General features: G+C 32.3%; 17 protein-coding genes. 9 read left to right on the plus strand and 8 right to left on the minus strand.

Annotated features, from left to right (window positions below):
* Positions 1-31: 31 nt before the first annotated feature.
* From HMPREF3182_RS05935 to dnaA, 8 genes are all read right to left on the minus strand, one after another.
* On the minus strand, positions 32-1,369 hold the full coding sequence (locus HMPREF3182_RS05935) for a hemolysin family protein (RefSeq protein WP_007393139.1): 1,338 nt from the start codon (positions 1,367-1,369) through the stop codon (positions 32-34).
* Between the two features lie 72 nt (positions 1,370-1,441).
* A complete protein-coding gene (gene gyrB, locus HMPREF3182_RS05940) occupies positions 1,442-3,364 on the minus strand; it encodes a DNA topoisomerase (ATP-hydrolyzing) subunit B (RefSeq protein WP_062486184.1) in 1,923 nt (640 codons plus the stop codon).
* A 59-nt stretch (positions 3,365-3,423) separates the two neighbouring features.
* A complete protein-coding gene (locus tag HMPREF3182_RS05945) occupies positions 3,424-3,684 on the minus strand; it encodes a DUF370 domain-containing protein (protein WP_062486187.1) in 261 nt (86 codons plus the stop codon).
* Positions 3,685-3,687: 3 nt separating this feature from the next.
* Positions 3,688-4,590, minus strand: coding sequence for a DciA family protein (locus HMPREF3182_RS05950; RefSeq protein WP_007393181.1), 903 nt, complete (start codon positions 4,588-4,590; stop codon positions 3,688-3,690).
* Positions 4,571-5,689 (minus strand): DNA replication/repair protein RecF, encoded by a 1,119-nt coding sequence (gene recF / locus HMPREF3182_RS05955; RefSeq protein ID WP_072270834.1) that lies wholly within the window; start codon positions 5,687-5,689, stop codon positions 4,571-4,573. The genes HMPREF3182_RS05950 and recF overlap by 20 nt, the downstream gene beginning before the upstream one ends.
* A complete protein-coding gene (locus HMPREF3182_RS05960) occupies positions 5,686-5,907 on the minus strand; it encodes an RNA-binding S4 domain-containing protein (RefSeq protein ID WP_007393210.1) in 222 nt (73 codons plus the stop codon). The genes recF and HMPREF3182_RS05960 overlap by 4 nt, the downstream gene beginning before the upstream one ends.
* Positions 5,908-7,023 carry a DNA polymerase III subunit beta gene (gene dnaN / locus HMPREF3182_RS05965; protein ID WP_062486190.1) on the minus strand — a complete coding sequence of 372 codons (1,116 nt, stop codon included), beginning with the start codon at positions 7,021-7,023 and terminating at the stop codon, positions 5,908-5,910.
* A gap of 225 nt (positions 7,024-7,248) precedes the next feature.
* The gene (gene dnaA / locus HMPREF3182_RS05970; RefSeq protein ID WP_062486193.1) at positions 7,249-8,745 is read right to left on the minus strand and encodes a chromosomal replication initiator protein DnaA; all 1,497 of its coding nucleotides are present in this window, start codon (positions 8,743-8,745) and stop codon (positions 7,249-7,251) included.
* A 479-nt stretch (positions 8,746-9,224) separates the two neighbouring features.
* Between dnaA and rpmH the strand changes: the two genes are divergently transcribed.
* The 9 genes from rpmH (at position 9,225) to HMPREF3182_RS06015 (ending at position 16,398) form a co-directional block, all read left to right on the plus strand.
* Entirely contained in the window at positions 9,225-9,359 is a 135-nt protein-coding gene (rpmH, locus tag HMPREF3182_RS05975; RefSeq protein ID WP_007393186.1) for a 50S ribosomal protein L34, read from the plus strand.
* 72 nt (positions 9,360-9,431) lie between these two features.
* A complete protein-coding gene (rnpA, locus tag HMPREF3182_RS05980; RefSeq protein WP_007393223.1) occupies positions 9,432-9,791 on the plus strand; it encodes a ribonuclease P protein component in 360 nt (119 codons plus the stop codon).
* On the plus strand, positions 9,788-9,997 hold the full coding sequence (gene yidD / locus HMPREF3182_RS05985) for a membrane protein insertion efficiency factor YidD (protein WP_007393235.1): 210 nt from the start codon (positions 9,788-9,790) through the stop codon (positions 9,995-9,997). Before rnpA ends, yidD begins: the two co-directional genes overlap by 4 nt.
* A gap of 87 nt (positions 9,998-10,084) precedes the next feature.
* Positions 10,085-10,720 (plus strand): YidC/Oxa1 family membrane protein insertase, encoded by a 636-nt coding sequence (locus HMPREF3182_RS05990; RefSeq protein ID WP_050791372.1) that lies wholly within the window; start codon positions 10,085-10,087, stop codon positions 10,718-10,720.
* A gap of 2 nt (positions 10,721-10,722) precedes the next feature.
* Positions 10,723-11,448 (plus strand): RNA-binding cell elongation regulator Jag/EloR, encoded by a 726-nt coding sequence (gene jag, locus HMPREF3182_RS05995; protein ID WP_062486196.1) that lies wholly within the window; start codon positions 10,723-10,725, stop codon positions 11,446-11,448.
* 45 nt (positions 11,449-11,493) lie between these two features.
* On the plus strand, positions 11,494-12,873 hold the full coding sequence (gene mnmE / locus HMPREF3182_RS06000) for a tRNA uridine-5-carboxymethylaminomethyl(34) synthesis GTPase MnmE (protein WP_007393190.1): 1,380 nt from the start codon (positions 11,494-11,496) through the stop codon (positions 12,871-12,873).
* A gap of 16 nt (positions 12,874-12,889) precedes the next feature.
* Positions 12,890-14,779, plus strand: coding sequence for a tRNA uridine-5-carboxymethylaminomethyl(34) synthesis enzyme MnmG (gene mnmG, locus HMPREF3182_RS06005; RefSeq protein ID WP_062486198.1), 1,890 nt, complete (start codon positions 12,890-12,892; stop codon positions 14,777-14,779).
* A complete protein-coding gene (rsmG, locus tag HMPREF3182_RS06010; protein WP_062486201.1) occupies positions 14,766-15,479 on the plus strand; it encodes a 16S rRNA (guanine(527)-N(7))-methyltransferase RsmG in 714 nt (237 codons plus the stop codon). Before mnmG ends, rsmG begins: the two co-directional genes overlap by 14 nt.
* Positions 15,480-15,531: 52 nt before the next feature.
* Positions 15,532-16,398 carry a sirohydrochlorin cobaltochelatase gene (locus HMPREF3182_RS06015; RefSeq protein ID WP_062486204.1) on the plus strand — a complete coding sequence of 289 codons (867 nt, stop codon included), beginning with the start codon at positions 15,532-15,534 and terminating at the stop codon, positions 16,396-16,398.

Below are 16,398 nucleotides of genomic sequence, written 5' to 3' on the forward strand. Positions count from 1 at the left end.
CTTCTTTATTTGTAAACATATTTATAATTCACTATGATTTTTTTGTAACTAATACCTTATCTACTCGCAAATGATCCATATCTATAACTTCAAAAGTAAATCCACGCCAACTATAACAATCTGTTTCAATAGGAATTCTTCCTAATCCATAAATAATAAAACCTGCTATCGTTTTATATAAATCATCATCTTCTTCTGGCAATAAATCCATGATATGAAAATAATCTTTAAACTCTTCAATCGTTACCATGCCATCAATAAGCCATTCATTATCATTTCTTTGTATAATTTTATTTGCCTCTTCTTTCTTTTCTTCTTCCCCTGCTGGCATAATACCTACCAATTCTTCTAAAATGTCATGTAACGTGATAATACCAGTAAAATTACCATATTCATCTAATACTATACCAGCATGCACACTATGCTCTCTAAAGGAACTTAAGACATTTATGATATTCATTGATTCGGGTATATAAATAGGCTTATATAAACATTGTTGTAATAAATGCTGAATAGATATACTATGCTTATTTTGGATTAATTCATAATACGTTTTAAATACTTGTTTAATTGAAATCATACCGTAAAATTCATCTAACGAACCCTTACCAACGGGTAAATTACTGTGTGTAAAAGACATCATTTCTTTCATAATAGTATTATCATCATCATCCAAATCTAACCATTCTATTTGCATTTTATTCGTCATAATATCACTAGCATCCATATCAGATAAACGAAAAACACGATCGATCAAGACTGATTCTTCTTTAGCAAATGAACCTAATTTAGCCCCTTGTTCTAATAAAATTTTAATTTCTTCTTCTGTTACGGGTCTAGCAGTTGTCGTTGATATCCCAAATAGTTTTGTAAAAAACTGAGTAGATATAGCTAAAAACCAAATAATAGGCGTACAGAGTAAAGAAAAATACAACATAGGACGAGCTAATATACAAGCGATTTTCTCCGGTTTATCAATGGCTATGCGTTTAGGTACGATTTCTCCCAAAATAATAGATAAATAAGTAATACTTCCAATAATAGCCACTAACGAAATAATATGGGCATACATATTAATGAAAGGAATTTGTGCTACATACATAGATAACGGTTTAACTAATTCTGTTCCACCATATACACCTGTCAATAACGCAATAACAGTAATACCGAATTGTACCATTGAAAACATTTTATTCGGATTTTCTTGTAATTTTAAAACAATTGCTGCAGCTGAATTGCCATTCTCCGCCATCGTTTCTAATTTTGTCTTTCGACAACTAACAATAGCCATTTCTAACAAGGAAAATATACCATTGGCTATAATTAAAATTAAAATAACTAAAATTTGTTTTCCTAATGAAACTTCCATTATCGATCCTTTCTTATAAAAAACCCCCAGCCGTAATTACGGTATAGGGGGATTTTCTATACAATCATACATTTATAAATCAAGGTTACGAACATTTTTAGCATTTTCTTGGATAAATTGACGACGTGGTTCAACTTTATCTCCCATAAGCACCGAAAAAATACGATCTGCTTTAATCGCATCTTCTAATTCTACTTTTAACATAGTCCTATATTGAGGATCCATTGTCGTTTCCCACAATTGTTCTGGATTCATTTCACCTAACCCTTTATATCGTTGTACAACAATATTATTAGTATCGCGACCTAATTCATCTAATTTCTCGTTCATTTCTTCATCCGTATAAAAATACCATACTTGCTTTCCCTTGCGAACTTGATATAAAGGAGGTTGTGCAATATACACATGTCCTTCTGTTATCAACGGTTTCATAAACCGATAGAAAAAGGTCAACAATAAGGTTCTAATATGAGATCCATCTACATCAGCATCTGTCATGATAATAATCTTATCATAACGTCGCTTAGAAATATCAAATTCTTCTCCAATTCCTGTTCCAAAAGCAGTAATCATCGAACGAATTTCTTCATTTGCCAAAATTTTATCTAACCGAGCTTTTTCTACATTAATAATCTTTCCTCGCAAAGGTAAAATAGCCTGAAACTTTCTATCTCTTCCTTGTTTTGCAGAACCACCTGCTGAATCTCCTTCTACTAAGTAAATTTCCGTATAAGCTGAATTTTTTTCAGAACAATCTGCTAATTTTCCTGGTAAACTACTAATTTCTAAAGCATTTTTACGACGTGTTAATTCTCTTGCACGACGAGCAGCTTGTCTAGCTCTAGAAGCAGAAATTGTTTTATTAATAATATTTTTTGCTTCTACCGGATGTTCTTCAAAAAATTCACGTAATCCATCAGAAAAAATAGTATCAACAACGCCTTTTACTTCACTATTTCCTAATTTAGTCTTTGTTTGTCCTTCAAATTGTGGTTCTCTTACTTTTACACTAACAATGGCTGTTAAACCTTCCCGCACATCTTCACCAGATAAATTTTCTTCATTTTCTTTTAAAATTCCCATATTTCGAGCATAATCATTAATTAAACGCGTTAAAGCTGTACGAAATCCACTTAAATGTGTTCCCCCTTCTTCTGTAAAAATATCATTAACAAACGTTAAAATATTTTCACTATACCCTGTATTATATTGCATGGCAATGTCAACTATGACTTGATTTTTTTGTCCTTCAAAATGAACTACTGTCGGATGAACGTTTTCTTTATTCGTATTTAAAAATTCAACAAAAGAAACCAGACCTCCTTTATAACAATATTCTTCTTTTTTATCTTTGATTCGTTTATCTTCTAAGGTAATATGTAAACCTTTATTTAAAAAAGCTAATTCTCTTAATCTCGTTTTTAATGTATCAAAATCATAAACTATATCAGGAAAAATTTCTATGTCTGGTTTAAAATGAACTTCTGTACCCGTTTCTTCATTATCTAATAACGGTCTTTCTTGAACCAAAGAGGTATTCGTTATACCTCTTGCAAAAGAAATACCCCATAAATAACCATCTCGTTTTACTTTTATTTTAGTCCACTCACTTAATGCATTCACAACAGAAATACCAACACCATGTAAACCACCAGAAATAGGATATCCGTCGCCGCCAAATTTTCCACCCGCATGTAAAACCGTTAAAACAACTTCAACAGCTGGCTTTCCTATTTTATGCATAGCAACAGGAATACCACGACCATTATCTTTAACTATAATACTATTATCAGCTTCTATATTTACTTCTATGTGAGTGCAATATCCAGCTAATGCTTCATCAACACTATTATCTACTACTTCATATACAAGATGATGCAATCCACGCAGCGATGTACTACCAATATACATACCCGGACGTTTTCTAACAGCTTCTAGCCCTTCTAATACTTGAATTTGTTCAGCACCATAATTTTTCTGTTGGTCTTCCGACATGAATAAGTTCCTCCTCTACACTATTAACACTTAATTATACATATTCTTATCTTAGCTAGTCAAATAGGACGCTTTAAAAGTTTAAATAACTGATTATATCTATGAATAATTGTTTTTAAGGTTAAAGGTGATCCATAAATATAATTATCAGTTAATATATAAGAACGTATTTTTGTATCTGTACCATCTTCTACAAAAATAAAAGGTCTATAATATTTTTGTAATGAATTTGTTTTTTCTATGCGTTTCGGATTTGTTTTAAAAAAAGCAACAATATTATGGATATCAACCATATAATTACCACCAATATGTAAATACATATCTTACCTCTTTTTTTTATTTTTATTATTTCTCATATGATATTTTTTAGTAAGTCTTTCAATAAATTCATCCGTTATTTCATAAGGCTTTGATTGAGTAATAAATAAAGCAAGCATCATATTATCTTCAAGTGTATCCACATTTAAATAAATTTTCTCCATATAATGATAAATACAATCTCGTCTAACTTCCCTATATAATTCAATATAATTTTCACAACCTTTAGGAATATGTCCTTGCTCAACAAATTCTTCTAATGATAACCAAGGCATAAGTTGTAAACATTGTCGTATTTCGCGTTTATATTCACTTCTTTTTTTTAATTGACAAAGTAAACATATTTTTTCTTTATTTTCTAACCAATTACCACAAATAGGACATGTTTTTTTTCCTTCTTGTAATAATACCTGTTTCTTTTTTTCTTGTAAAACAAGAATATTACGCCATTGTCTTCGTAAGGGAGATATAATAGTTTCTGTATCTTTTTTTATTTTAGCTATGGTTTGTGAAGATAAAACATAATCTTTGATAGATGAATCATATTCCATTTTTTTATCTTCTTCTACTGGTTGTATTGTTGAAGAAGATATATTTTTTTTTATCCCACTTCTTTTAAAACATAGATCATAAACAAATGTACCGCCTAAAAAATCATTAATTTTAAAAATTAATGATTTTTTTTGAATAAATAAATGTTGCATCCATACTGAATTTAAAACCCCGATATACAAAATCGATTTATTATAATGTTGGACATATGAAAAAGATGCTATTTTCTCCCCTACAACTTGTGCCCATTCTGTTTTTAACTTCATTATTTTTAATGGAATATCTAATTTATACTCTTTTAACAGTTTTGGTAATAAGTCACCAATTGGTTTTAACTCATTCTGCTTTTTCTCCATAATGCAAAACCCTTCCTTGGTGTATACCTAAATAATAACAATCAGACATAGATGAAAATAAAAAGGGATCCGTAGTTGTAATAAATGTTTGGATGCGATTTCGCACAAATTTAATTAAAGCTAGTCTACGTTGTTCATCTAATTCGCTCATTACATCATCTAATAATAAAATAGGATATTCTCCTGTTTCTGATTTTATAAATTCTAATTCAGATAACTTTAATGATAATATAGCAGTTCTTTGTTGTCCTTGAGAAGCATATTTTTTAGCTTCCTGTCCATTAATATGAACGATAAAATCATCTCTATGCGGACCTATAGATGTATACGTTTTATATATATCCTCTTTTACATTCGCCTTTAATGCCTCATAATACCATTTAGCATATAATATATCTGCTTCTTGAGCTTCTTTTGTTAATACATAAGGTTGATAATATACTAAATGAATACTTTCTTTTTTCGTCAACCGATGTTGAATCATTCCAGCTAATACATTAATTTTATAAATTACTTCTTTTCTTTTTCTAACAAGCTTTGCTGCTAATATCGCTAATTGTTTATCCCATTCCTCTAAAGATATATGTTTGCCACTTTTTAATTCTTTTAAAATAAAATTTCGTTGACTTAGTACCCTATTATATTGTAATAAATCCTTGTAATAAACAGCATTTGCTTGCGATATTTCCATATCAATAAAATGTCTTCTTAACGAAGGAGTTCCTTTGATTAATTGCAAATCATCAGGTGAAAATAATACTTCATTGACAAAGCCAAAAAAATCTTTTGATGAATATTTTGTATTATTAATCCATAATTCTTTTTTTTGTACTCGTGAAAGAATAATTTTTACTTCTTGTTCTACATCATTACGAATACAATGTACAATAATAGATCCACTTATTTGATGCCAATTAATTAAATCTTGATCATGTATCCCTTTATATGACTTACTCGTTCCGATCATATATAGAGCTTCTAATAAATTCGTTTTTCCTTGTCCATTTTTTCCATACAATACATGAATCATTTTAGGAAATTCTATATTTACTTGTTCGTAATTACGGAAATTAAGCAAACGTATAGATTTTATAATCATATTTCAGACCTTAATACTTTCCATGTACCTATATTTTTTATAGTAACAATATCACCATGATACAATTTTTTTCTTTTTACTAAGCAAATTTCATTATTCACTAAAATACGTTTTTCTTCTATAAAAAAACGTATATCTCCACCATTAGCAGTAATATTAGCCCATTTTAAAAATTGATCTAATTGTATATACGCTGTATGTATAGTAATTGTTTTCATTTATTTATTCCTCATTGGTGTTACAACAAATAAACAATCTGTTTTATCTTGATCCGTTACTAACATGGGGCTATTATTTTTTACTTTTAAAGAAATTTTATCTTGGCGACAATGTTTTAAAATATCAATTATATATTTACCATTAAAAGAGATGGTTAAATCTTCGCCTGTCATTGTACATGGAACCACGTCTTCAACAATACCATATTCAGGATGTTGACTCATTAATTTAATTTTTTGATTAGAAAAAGTAAAATTAATTACATTATATTGTGCATCTTTAGCTACAACTGAAGTACGTTCGACAGCACCTGTAAAGATATCTCTATCTACGATAATTTCACTTTGAAAATCTGTAGGAATAACGCGTTCATAATTAGGAAAATTTCCTTCAATTAACTGTGTTTTAATATATACATTACCAAAACGAACAGCTACATAATTACGAATAGCTGTAATAGTTACAATTTCAGGTATATCAACGGGTAATTGTCTTGAAATTTCTGCTAATAATTTACTCGGAATAACTACTTGTAATGGTGTTTCAATTGGTGTTTCAAGTAATGCTTTTTTTATGGCTAATCGGTGTGTATCTGTTGCTACCATAGAAATATTCGTATCATGTATATCTAAATAAGCTCCCATAAAAATAGCTTTAGACATATCAGTAGCACAAGAAAAAGTAGTACTATCAATCAAATCTTTTAAAATTAAACTATTTGTTTCCAATTGAGTATAGCCTAAATCTACGATTTCAACAGCATTAAAATCACTTGCATTCATAGTGGCACATTCAAATTTTAAATTACCACCAGTAATTATTAATTTTGAATCGGTATCTTTTTTTATAAAAGTAATATCATCATTTGATATTTTACGAATTAATTCAATTAAATATGGATTAGCAACAAATGTTTCTCCTTCTTCTTCGATAATACCAGGAATAATTGTTTTTATACCCATAGCATAATCATTTGCTTGTATTTCAATTTGATTATTAACAGCTTTAATGAAGATACCATATTCTGTGTTCATATTATTATTTTTATTTTGAGCAATTTTGGATACAACTTGCAATCCTTTGTTTAGATCATTTTTTTTTAAATGTAATTTCATAAGATTATCCCCTTTTTTATGATGAATATTTTTTTAATTAATTTATTATAAGATCGTATTCTTAATAATAGATATTGTGAAATTGTGGATATGTGTATAGATAAAGCTATTTTACACTATCCACATATGTGTATAATCAGTGGATAATTAAATTTAAATTATCCACATTTCCACTGTTTTTCGGAATATATTAAAATATCACAAACCATCCACAAAAATATATACCTAGTTATCCACTTGTTTGATTGTATTAATTAATTTATCAATGCTATTTTTAAATCGTTCGTCTGCTATATATTTAGTATTAATTTTTGTACATGCATGCATAACGGTTGTATGATCGCGCCCACCAAAACATGTACCGATATATGGATATGTATTTTCTGTTAATTCGCGGCATAAATACATTGCTATTTGTCGTGGTAAAGCAATATCTTTCGTCTTTTTTTTGCCCATAATATCTTTATAATTAATATTATAAAATTTACATACTACATTAATGATTTCTTCTATGGAAATATATTTTTTAGTTGTTTTATTTTGAATCAAATATCGTAATGCTCGTTGCGTTAACGATAAGGTAATTGATGTATGTTCAGTAGATGCTAAATCACGAATATTATTAAAAGCACCACTTAATTCACGAATATTTTCACTTACATTAGAAGCAATATAATTGATTGCGTCATTATCAATGGAAAGATTATATTTATCTGCCCATGTTTTTAAAATAGCTGTACGTGTTTCTAAATCAGGGGGATCAATCCATGCGACGGATCCGCTTTGGAAACGACTTCTTAATCGTTCTTCCATTCGTTCTATATCTAAAGGAGGCCGATCACTGGTTAAGACAATTTGTTTTTTATCTTGCTGTAATTTATTAAAGGTATGAAAAAATTCTTCTTTTGAGCTATCTTTATCACCTCGACCTAAAAACTGAATATCATCTACTAATAAGACATCAATATTTCTATATTGTTGTCGAAAGCTTTCTGTATTTTTATCTTGAATACATTTAATAAATTCGTTTACAAAGTCTTCACTAGTAATGCTACGTAAACGCATATGTGGAAATTTTTTTAAAATACTATGACCAATGGCATGCATTAAATGGGTTTTGCCTAAACCGCTAGCACCGTAAATATATAAAGGATTAAATTCTTTTCGTCCAGGTGCTTCAGCAACTGCTAATGCTTTGGCAAAAGCAATACGATTACTATTACCGACAATGAAAGAATCAAAGGTATAGGTTGTATCTAATTGATTTTCTGTTGATGGAATCGATATATTTTTTGCTTCTTTTATTGATAATGATGGCGTTTCCTTTTTTTTCTCCGATGTCGAGAGGGTCATATTTACAGGTACTAATTCAAAATCAGTATGGGTTTCTTTTACCTGTTTTGGTATAGGTTGAAGGTCAGATTTGTCTATTGTTTTAGAAGGAGTAGTTGTATCTATAGATTCTTTTGCACTACAAATTAATTTTACCGTTGTAGGTACACCTGTGACGGAAAATGCTGCTTTTTTTAAGTCGTCTAAATAATTATTAGAAAGATAGGAACACAAAAATTTTTGTGAAGTATCTAAGATAAGTATATTGTTTTCATATGAATAAGGAATAATAGAAGATTCAATCCATATTGTGTATAAATTAGGTGGAATTGTTTCTTTTAATTTATTTAACATTCCAATCCATAAAGTCGTTACATCTAATTCAGTCATGTCTATTCATCCTATCTATGTGTAATAAAAAAAAAGTGGATATATTGTGCATAATTTAATATATAAAAAAGTCAGCGTCTTAATATTATACGCTATAGTTACTATTTTGAGGGTAAATAATAAAAGCGGATAACGTGTGGATAAAATGTGCGTGGTTAAAGATAAAAAAATCGTTAAGTGGATAAATTATTTATAAGTATTGTGCATAGATGAGAAAAAAAGTAATAAGTCCGGTTATATACATAGCGTTTCGATAAAACAACTTATCCACAAAATGTGAATAAGTTGTTGATAAGTTGTTCATCTATCCACATTTTACAATAAAATTATTATTTTAAGCAACTACATTTAAAAATAAATTGTTCTTTTTTTTATAAGAGAATATAAAATAATTGACAGTAGTATATTTTTTCAATATAATTATGCTGTTATGGTGTAAATTCATATTGCCTATATATGTAATAAAGGAGGTGTCTCTTGTGAAACAAACATATCAGCCAAATACATTGTGGAGAAAGAAAACGCATGGTTTTCGTGAACGTATGAAAACGAAAGGCGGACGCATGGTATTAAAAAGACGCCGTTTAAAAGGACGTAAAAAACTCTCTGCTTAATTATTTTTAGGAAGGAACAGAAAGGTCCAGTGTGGATTTTTCTGTTCTTCTGATATTTTTGGGATTTGATATATGTATGAATTAATAAAAGCAAAAAGGTTACGTAAAAATAAAGAGTATCAATTCGTATATCGTCGAGGGAAATCATATGTAAGTCGGTTGGTGGTGTTATATGTTTTACGACGTTCTTCTAAACAACCGACACGAATAGGCTTTGTAACAGGAAAAAAAATCGGGTGTGCTGTAGAAAGAAATCGTTGCCGCCGATTAATGAAAGAAGTATATCGCTTACATCAGTATGAATTGCCTTCTGGATTTGATCTCATATTAATAGGTCGCAGTGCCTTGAAACATGCTAATTATATACAAGCAGAACAATATATTATAAAATTATTATATATAGCTAACGTGATAGATAATAAAAAATTATGAAAAAAACAGCAATTTTTTTAATTCGTTTTTATCAACAATGGATATCTCCTTTACATAGACCGTGTTGTCGATTCATGCCCACTTGTTCAGCATATGCGATAGAAGCAATACAAAAATATGGTTTGGGAAAAGGGTTGTATTTATCCATTCGTCGAATTTTGAAGTGTCATCCCTTTCATAAAGGAGGGTATGATCCAGTACCATAACATATTGTCATACATTGATAGGACGATTATAACTGACAGGAGTTGACAGAATTGTTTGAACATCTTATAAGCCCATTGACATATATTATGACAACGTTTTTAACCTACTGTTATACGGTAACACAACATGCAGGTTATCCAAGTTACGGTATTGCTATTATTATGTTAACGGTAATTATTAAGTTAATTTTATCTCCGTTAACGGCTAAGCAAATAAAATCTATGCAAGGAATGCAAGTTATTCAACCTAAAATTAAGGAGTTACAAAAGAAATATAAGGGTAATCAGAAAAAATTACAAGAAGAAATGAGAAAGTTATATAAAGAAACGGGTGTTAATCCTCTTTCAGGCTGTTTACCTATTATTATTCAAATGCCTTTTTTAATTTCTATTTTTTATGCATTGCGTACATATCCGTATGACCCAGCTTTTGAAAGCTTTTTGTGGTTATCTAGCTTAGGTGCACCAGATCCGACCCATGTATTACCTGTATTATCAGCAGTATCTACGTTTTTAATTCAAAAACAAATGACTGGGGTACAGGCTAATGAAGGTGAAGGACAAGGATCACAGCAAAAGATTATGCAAATTGTGATGCCTTTATTTATTGGTTGGATTAGTTGGCGTTTTCCTAGTGGCTTAGTTATTTATTGGGTATTATCGAATGTTTTTCAGTGGGCTCAACAAATGATCATGTTTCGCAATACGAGTAAAGGAGAATAAACATGAGAAGCGTGGAAGGAACGGGAAAAACGATTGACGATGCAATTCGTTCAGGGTTAGTTCATTTGGGATTAATTCAAGATGAAGTTGATATAGAAATTTTAGAAGAGCCTAAAAGCGGTTTTTTAGGTTTTGGTAGTAAATTAGCACGGGTACGATTAACGGAAAAAGCGAGTGTTAACGTACAAACAACTGTTTGTGATGAAATGGAAGACGTTTCTACGATAGCAGAGGAACCATTAGAGGAAAAATCTGTTAAGGAACATCTTTTTACACAAGAAGAAGCAGCAACTAAAGCGAAACAATTTGTATACTCCATTTTAAAAAATATGGGGGTATCGGTCATGATAGAAAAAATGATTAAATCGGATAAAATTATTTTATCTTTGCATGGTCAAAATTTAGGATTTTTAATAGGAAAACACGGACAAACGTTAGATGCATTGCAGTATTTAACTAATTTGACGACGAATCAGGGACAAACGGAACGTCATTTTATTATGTTAGATATAGAAAATTATCGTAGCAAAAGAGAAGATACATTGCGAAAATTGGCATTTCGATTAGCCAAAAAAGTGCGCTTAGAAAAAGAAAAAATTGTTTTAGAGCCAATGAACGGGTATGAACGAAAAATTATTCATTTAGCATTACAACATGAAATGAATGTACGTACGGATAGTGAAGGACAAGAGCCGTATCGTCATGTGGTCATTCATTATGAGTTATAAAAAAAACCGGTGCTATGCACCGGTTTTTTTGAAAGGAGTTCATGCATGATAGAAATTAATGAAACAATAGCGGCCATTGTTACACCTTTAGGAGAAAGCGGCGTGGGGGTTATTCGGATTAGTGGTCCTGAGGCTTTTTCTGTTGGGGATGCTATTTTTCAAAGTAATGTAGCCACCCCATTAAAAATGCGGCAAGATCGTAGTATTCAATACGGACATATTGTACATACAGATGGTACGATAATCGATGAAGTGTTATTATTACTAATGCAAGGGCCTCATTCGTATACGGCAGAAGATGTGGTGGAAATACAATGCCATGGAAATCGTTATGTGTTACAACATATACTAAATCTTGTTTTAGCAAATGGGGCTCGGTTAGCACGGCCGGGTGAATTTACGCAACGGGCATTTTTGCATGGACGTATAGATTTAGTCCAAGCAGAAGCGGTTATGGATATTATTCAAGCTAAAAGTTCACGTGGCTTAACGTGTGCAGAAGAACAATTAGAAGGGCGATTATCAAAAACTATCCAAGAGGTAAGAGTAGCATTAACGGATTTTATTACACGGCTTGAAGTCATGGTAGATTATCCTGAAGAAGATTTAGAAGAGATAGAAGTAAAAGATATTTCTGCTGCATTGCAGAATATACAAGTACTATTAGCGGAAATGTTGAAAAAATCGCAAACGGGGAAATGTATTCGTGATGGTATTTTAGTAGCTATTAATGGTGTTCCGAATGTAGGAAAATCAAGTTTGCTTAACTGTTTATTAGAGGAAGAGCGAGCTATTGTTACGGATGTACCAGGCACGACACGAGATGTTATTGAAGAATGGATTACTATTCAAGGGATTCCTGTTTGTTTGGTAGATACAGCGGGTATTAGACAAACGGAGGATAAAGTAGAACAAATCGGTGTTTTAAAAGCACAAGCTTATATGGATAAAGCGGATATTATTTTAATTGTGCTAGATAGTTCGCGTTCTTTGAGTCATGAGGAAAGAGATTTATTAATGCAGCAACAACAAAAGCCTTGCGTTGTTATACTAAATAAAACTGATTTAGCGCCCGTGATTGAAGCAGATGATATAGCTGTATATGGATTACCTATTATTTCTATTTCTGCTGGTCAGGGAACAGGTATAAGCGAATTAAAACAGGCAATTCTTGACATGATTATGGATGCGGGGTTACAAGGAGAGCGTAGTGTTTTATTGGCGAATACACGTCATATTGATTTAACAAGGCAAGCCAAATTATCTATAGACAGAGCGTTAGAAACGGTTCATGCAGGCTTACCGCTTGATCTAGCTATTATTGATATTCGAGCTGCTTGGGAGGCCCTAGGAGCTATTACAGGTCAAACTGTAGGAGAAGATATTATAACTGAAATATTTAGTAGATTTTGTTTAGGAAAATAAAGGAGGCTTACAAACTATGTTTGTAGTCGATTCATATGATGTAATTGTTATAGGTGCTGGGCATGCGGGGTGTGAAGCGGCATTAGCGTCTGCTCGGTTAGGAGCACGAACATTAATTGCCACGTTAAATTTGGATAATATTGCGTTAATGCCTTGTAATCCTGCTGTTGGGGGGCCAGGAAAAAGTCATTTAGTGCGTGAAATTGATGCACTTGGTGGAGAAATGGCAATTAATACGGATAAAACTTGTATACAAATGCGTATGTTGAATACAGGTAAAGGACCAGCTGTATATTCGTTACGTGCACAATCAGATAAAAAGTTATATCAAATGATGATGACCAAAAGATTAGAAGATCAAGATCATTTAGATGTAAAACAGCTTATGATAACGGAGCTATTATATGAAAATAATCGTATTACTGGCGTGGTTACCGAATTAGGGGAAATATATAAAGCTTGTTGTGTTATTTTAGCAACGGGGACCTATTTAAAAGGAAAAATTTTAATTGGGGATTGTTCATATGCTAGTGGTCCTATGGGGCAACGATCGGCCGACCAATTGTCTACTTCTTTACGTAAAATGGGGATTCGATTAATGCGATTTAAAACGGGAACTCCTGCACGTGTAGATAGAAGAACATTGCGGACGAAAGAAATGGATATACAAGAAGGGGATCTCGATGGACATGCTTTTTCGTTTTTATCTATGCGGAAAAATCGAAATTCGGATCACTGTTGGCTTACTTTTACAAATGAAGAAACACATCGGATTATACGTGAAAATTTGCATCGGGCACCGACTTGCAATGGTGCTGTAACGGGGATTGGACCGAGATATTGTCCGTCGATTGAATCTAAAATACAGCGATTTGCTGATAAAAAAAGGCATCAATTGTTTATTGAGCCTGAAGGAGCTTTAACAAACGAAATGTATATTCAAGGCATGAGTACTAGTTTGCCTGTAGATGTACAATATGCTTTTTTAAAGACTATTCCAGGATTAGAAGACGTTAAAATCATGCGGCCTGCTTATGCAATTGAATATGATTGTTTGGATCCGTTGCAATTAGATTCAACGTTAGCCGTTTTAGGAAAAAAAGGATTGTATTCAGCGGGGCAAGCAAATGGTACGAGTGGATATGAAGAAGCGGCGGCACAGGGATTGATGGCAGGAATTAATGCGGCTTTATATGTACAAGGAAGGGAACCATTTGTTTTAACACGTGCAGAAGCGTATATTGGGGTTTTAATTGATGATTTGGTTACTAAGGGGACGCAAGAACCCTATCGAATGATGACGAGTCGGGCAGAATATCGTCTGTTATTACGACAAGATAATGCGGATTTACGGTTAACGCAAAAAGGATATGATTTAGGATTAGTTACGGAAGAACGTTATACCTTATTTAAACAGAAAAAGCAGGCTTTAGAAATGGGGATTAACGTGTTAAAAGAAACGGTCATTACGCCGACTGCAGATAGTCAATCTAAATTAGTTCAAATAGGTACCGCTCCGATTAAAACGGGAACAACGGCTTATGATTTATTGCGCCGCACAGATGTTACGTATGCGTCGTTGCAATCTATTTTTTCTTTACCTACTGTATCTGTAGAAGTAATGGAAGAAATTGAAATCATGGTGAAGTATGAGGGATATATAGAACGACAGCAAGAACTGGTTAAAAAATTAAATAAATTAGAACAAAAATTAATGCCAACGGATGTAAAGTATGAAAGCATTGATACGGTATCGGTTGAAGGTAGACAAAAGTTAGCTCAAATTCGTCCTCGTTCATTAGGACAGGCTGCACGAATTTCTGGAGTATCGCCGGCAGATATTACGGCTTTATTAATTTATTTGGAACAACATCAACGGGAGAGAAAAGAATATGTTTCAAAATGAGCTTAAGAAAGCGATGCAAGCTATAGGCATTTCACTTACGGAGAAACAAATCACACAATATACATTGTTTTTTGAGGCGTTGGTAGAAACGAATAAAGTGATGAATTTAACTGCTTTGACATCGTCTATGGATGTGGCATGGAAGCATATTGCAGATAGTTTATCTTGTTATGATGAACGGTATTTTTTAGGTCACAAAAAAGTGTTAGATCTTGGTAGTGGCGCGGGGTTTCCTGGAGTGCCTTTGTTTATATATAATCCTGATTTGGAGATTACTTTTTTTGATTCTTTGCAAAAAAGGCTGTATTTTATCGAATCGGTCATTCAGCGGTTGAGTGAACAGCAATTAACGTATTTGCATGGACGAGCAGAAGATATGGCCCATCAGGAAGGGTATCGTGAAGCGTTTGATATAGTTACTAGTCGGGCTGTGGCACGGTTGCCTATATTGGCAGAATGGTGTTTACCTTATGTAAAAAAGGGTGGCTATATGATAGCACTTAAAGGTGCTCAATATGAAGCAGAAATCAAAGAAGCACAAAAGGCGATTGAGATTTTAGGTGGAATGATTGAGGAGGTACGCCCTGTGCAATTGGGCCAGTTTGCTGATAAGCGTGCTATTATTTATATTCGCAAAATAGCATCAGCACCAAAAAAATATCCTCGTAAGCCTAAGGTAGCAGCAAAGAATCCATTGTAAGGTAGGGATACATGTATAGTTATATACGATTTATTTTCGCAGAAGGAGTAGTATGAATATCATAAAAGAAACTCGATTAGGAGTAAAAACATATGGCAAAGCAATTTACCCAACTAAGGATGCTATATTGGTGTTAAGTTTTGGAACGACCTATGAACATACTAAAAAAGTAACGATTGATTCTATTGTGCAAGATATTCAGCATCGATATGCTGATACAAAAGTGGTACTTGCGTTTTCTTCACGAATTATTGTTAAGCGGTTAAGACAAAAAGGAATTGATATTCTTTCTCCTGAAGAAGCGTTAGACCAATTACAAGCGGAAGGTTATACGCGAGTGGTGATGGTGTCGTTAGATATTATTCCCGGTATTGAATATACTTATAAAATGGCTTTATTAGAAGCATATAAGCAGGCGTTTACACAGATTACTTTAAGTACTCCGTTGTTATATTGGATGGGACAGTCAGCATGTCGTGATGACGTAAAATTATTTATTGAAGCATTGGGAAGTCAATTTTTATCGTATTCGGATAAAACAGCCATTTTACTTATGGCACATGGTACGAATCACCCTGCTAATGCCTATTATGCGGTGATACAGGCGAAATTAGATGAATTAACAAATCGACCTGTATTTATTTATTCCATAGAAGGATGGCCGGAGTTGCAAGATATTATCCCGAAATTAGTAAAACTGAAAATTACCGATATAGCTTTAATGCCGATGATGTTGGTTGCGGGCGATCATGCACATAATGATATGGCTGGTGAGAATGAAGGGTCGCATTTACACTTATTAAAAGCAGCAGGATTTACGGTTCATACATATATGCATGGCTTAGGAGAAAATGCAGCGATTCGTAAATTGTTTGTAGAGCATACGGTAGAAGCGGTAAAAGATGGGGGAGAGATATAA

Origin of the sequence: Megasphaera hutchinsoni, assembly GCF_001553405.1 — a bacterium.
Lineage (GTDB): Bacteria > Bacillota > Negativicutes > Veillonellales > Megasphaeraceae > Megasphaera > Megasphaera hutchinsoni.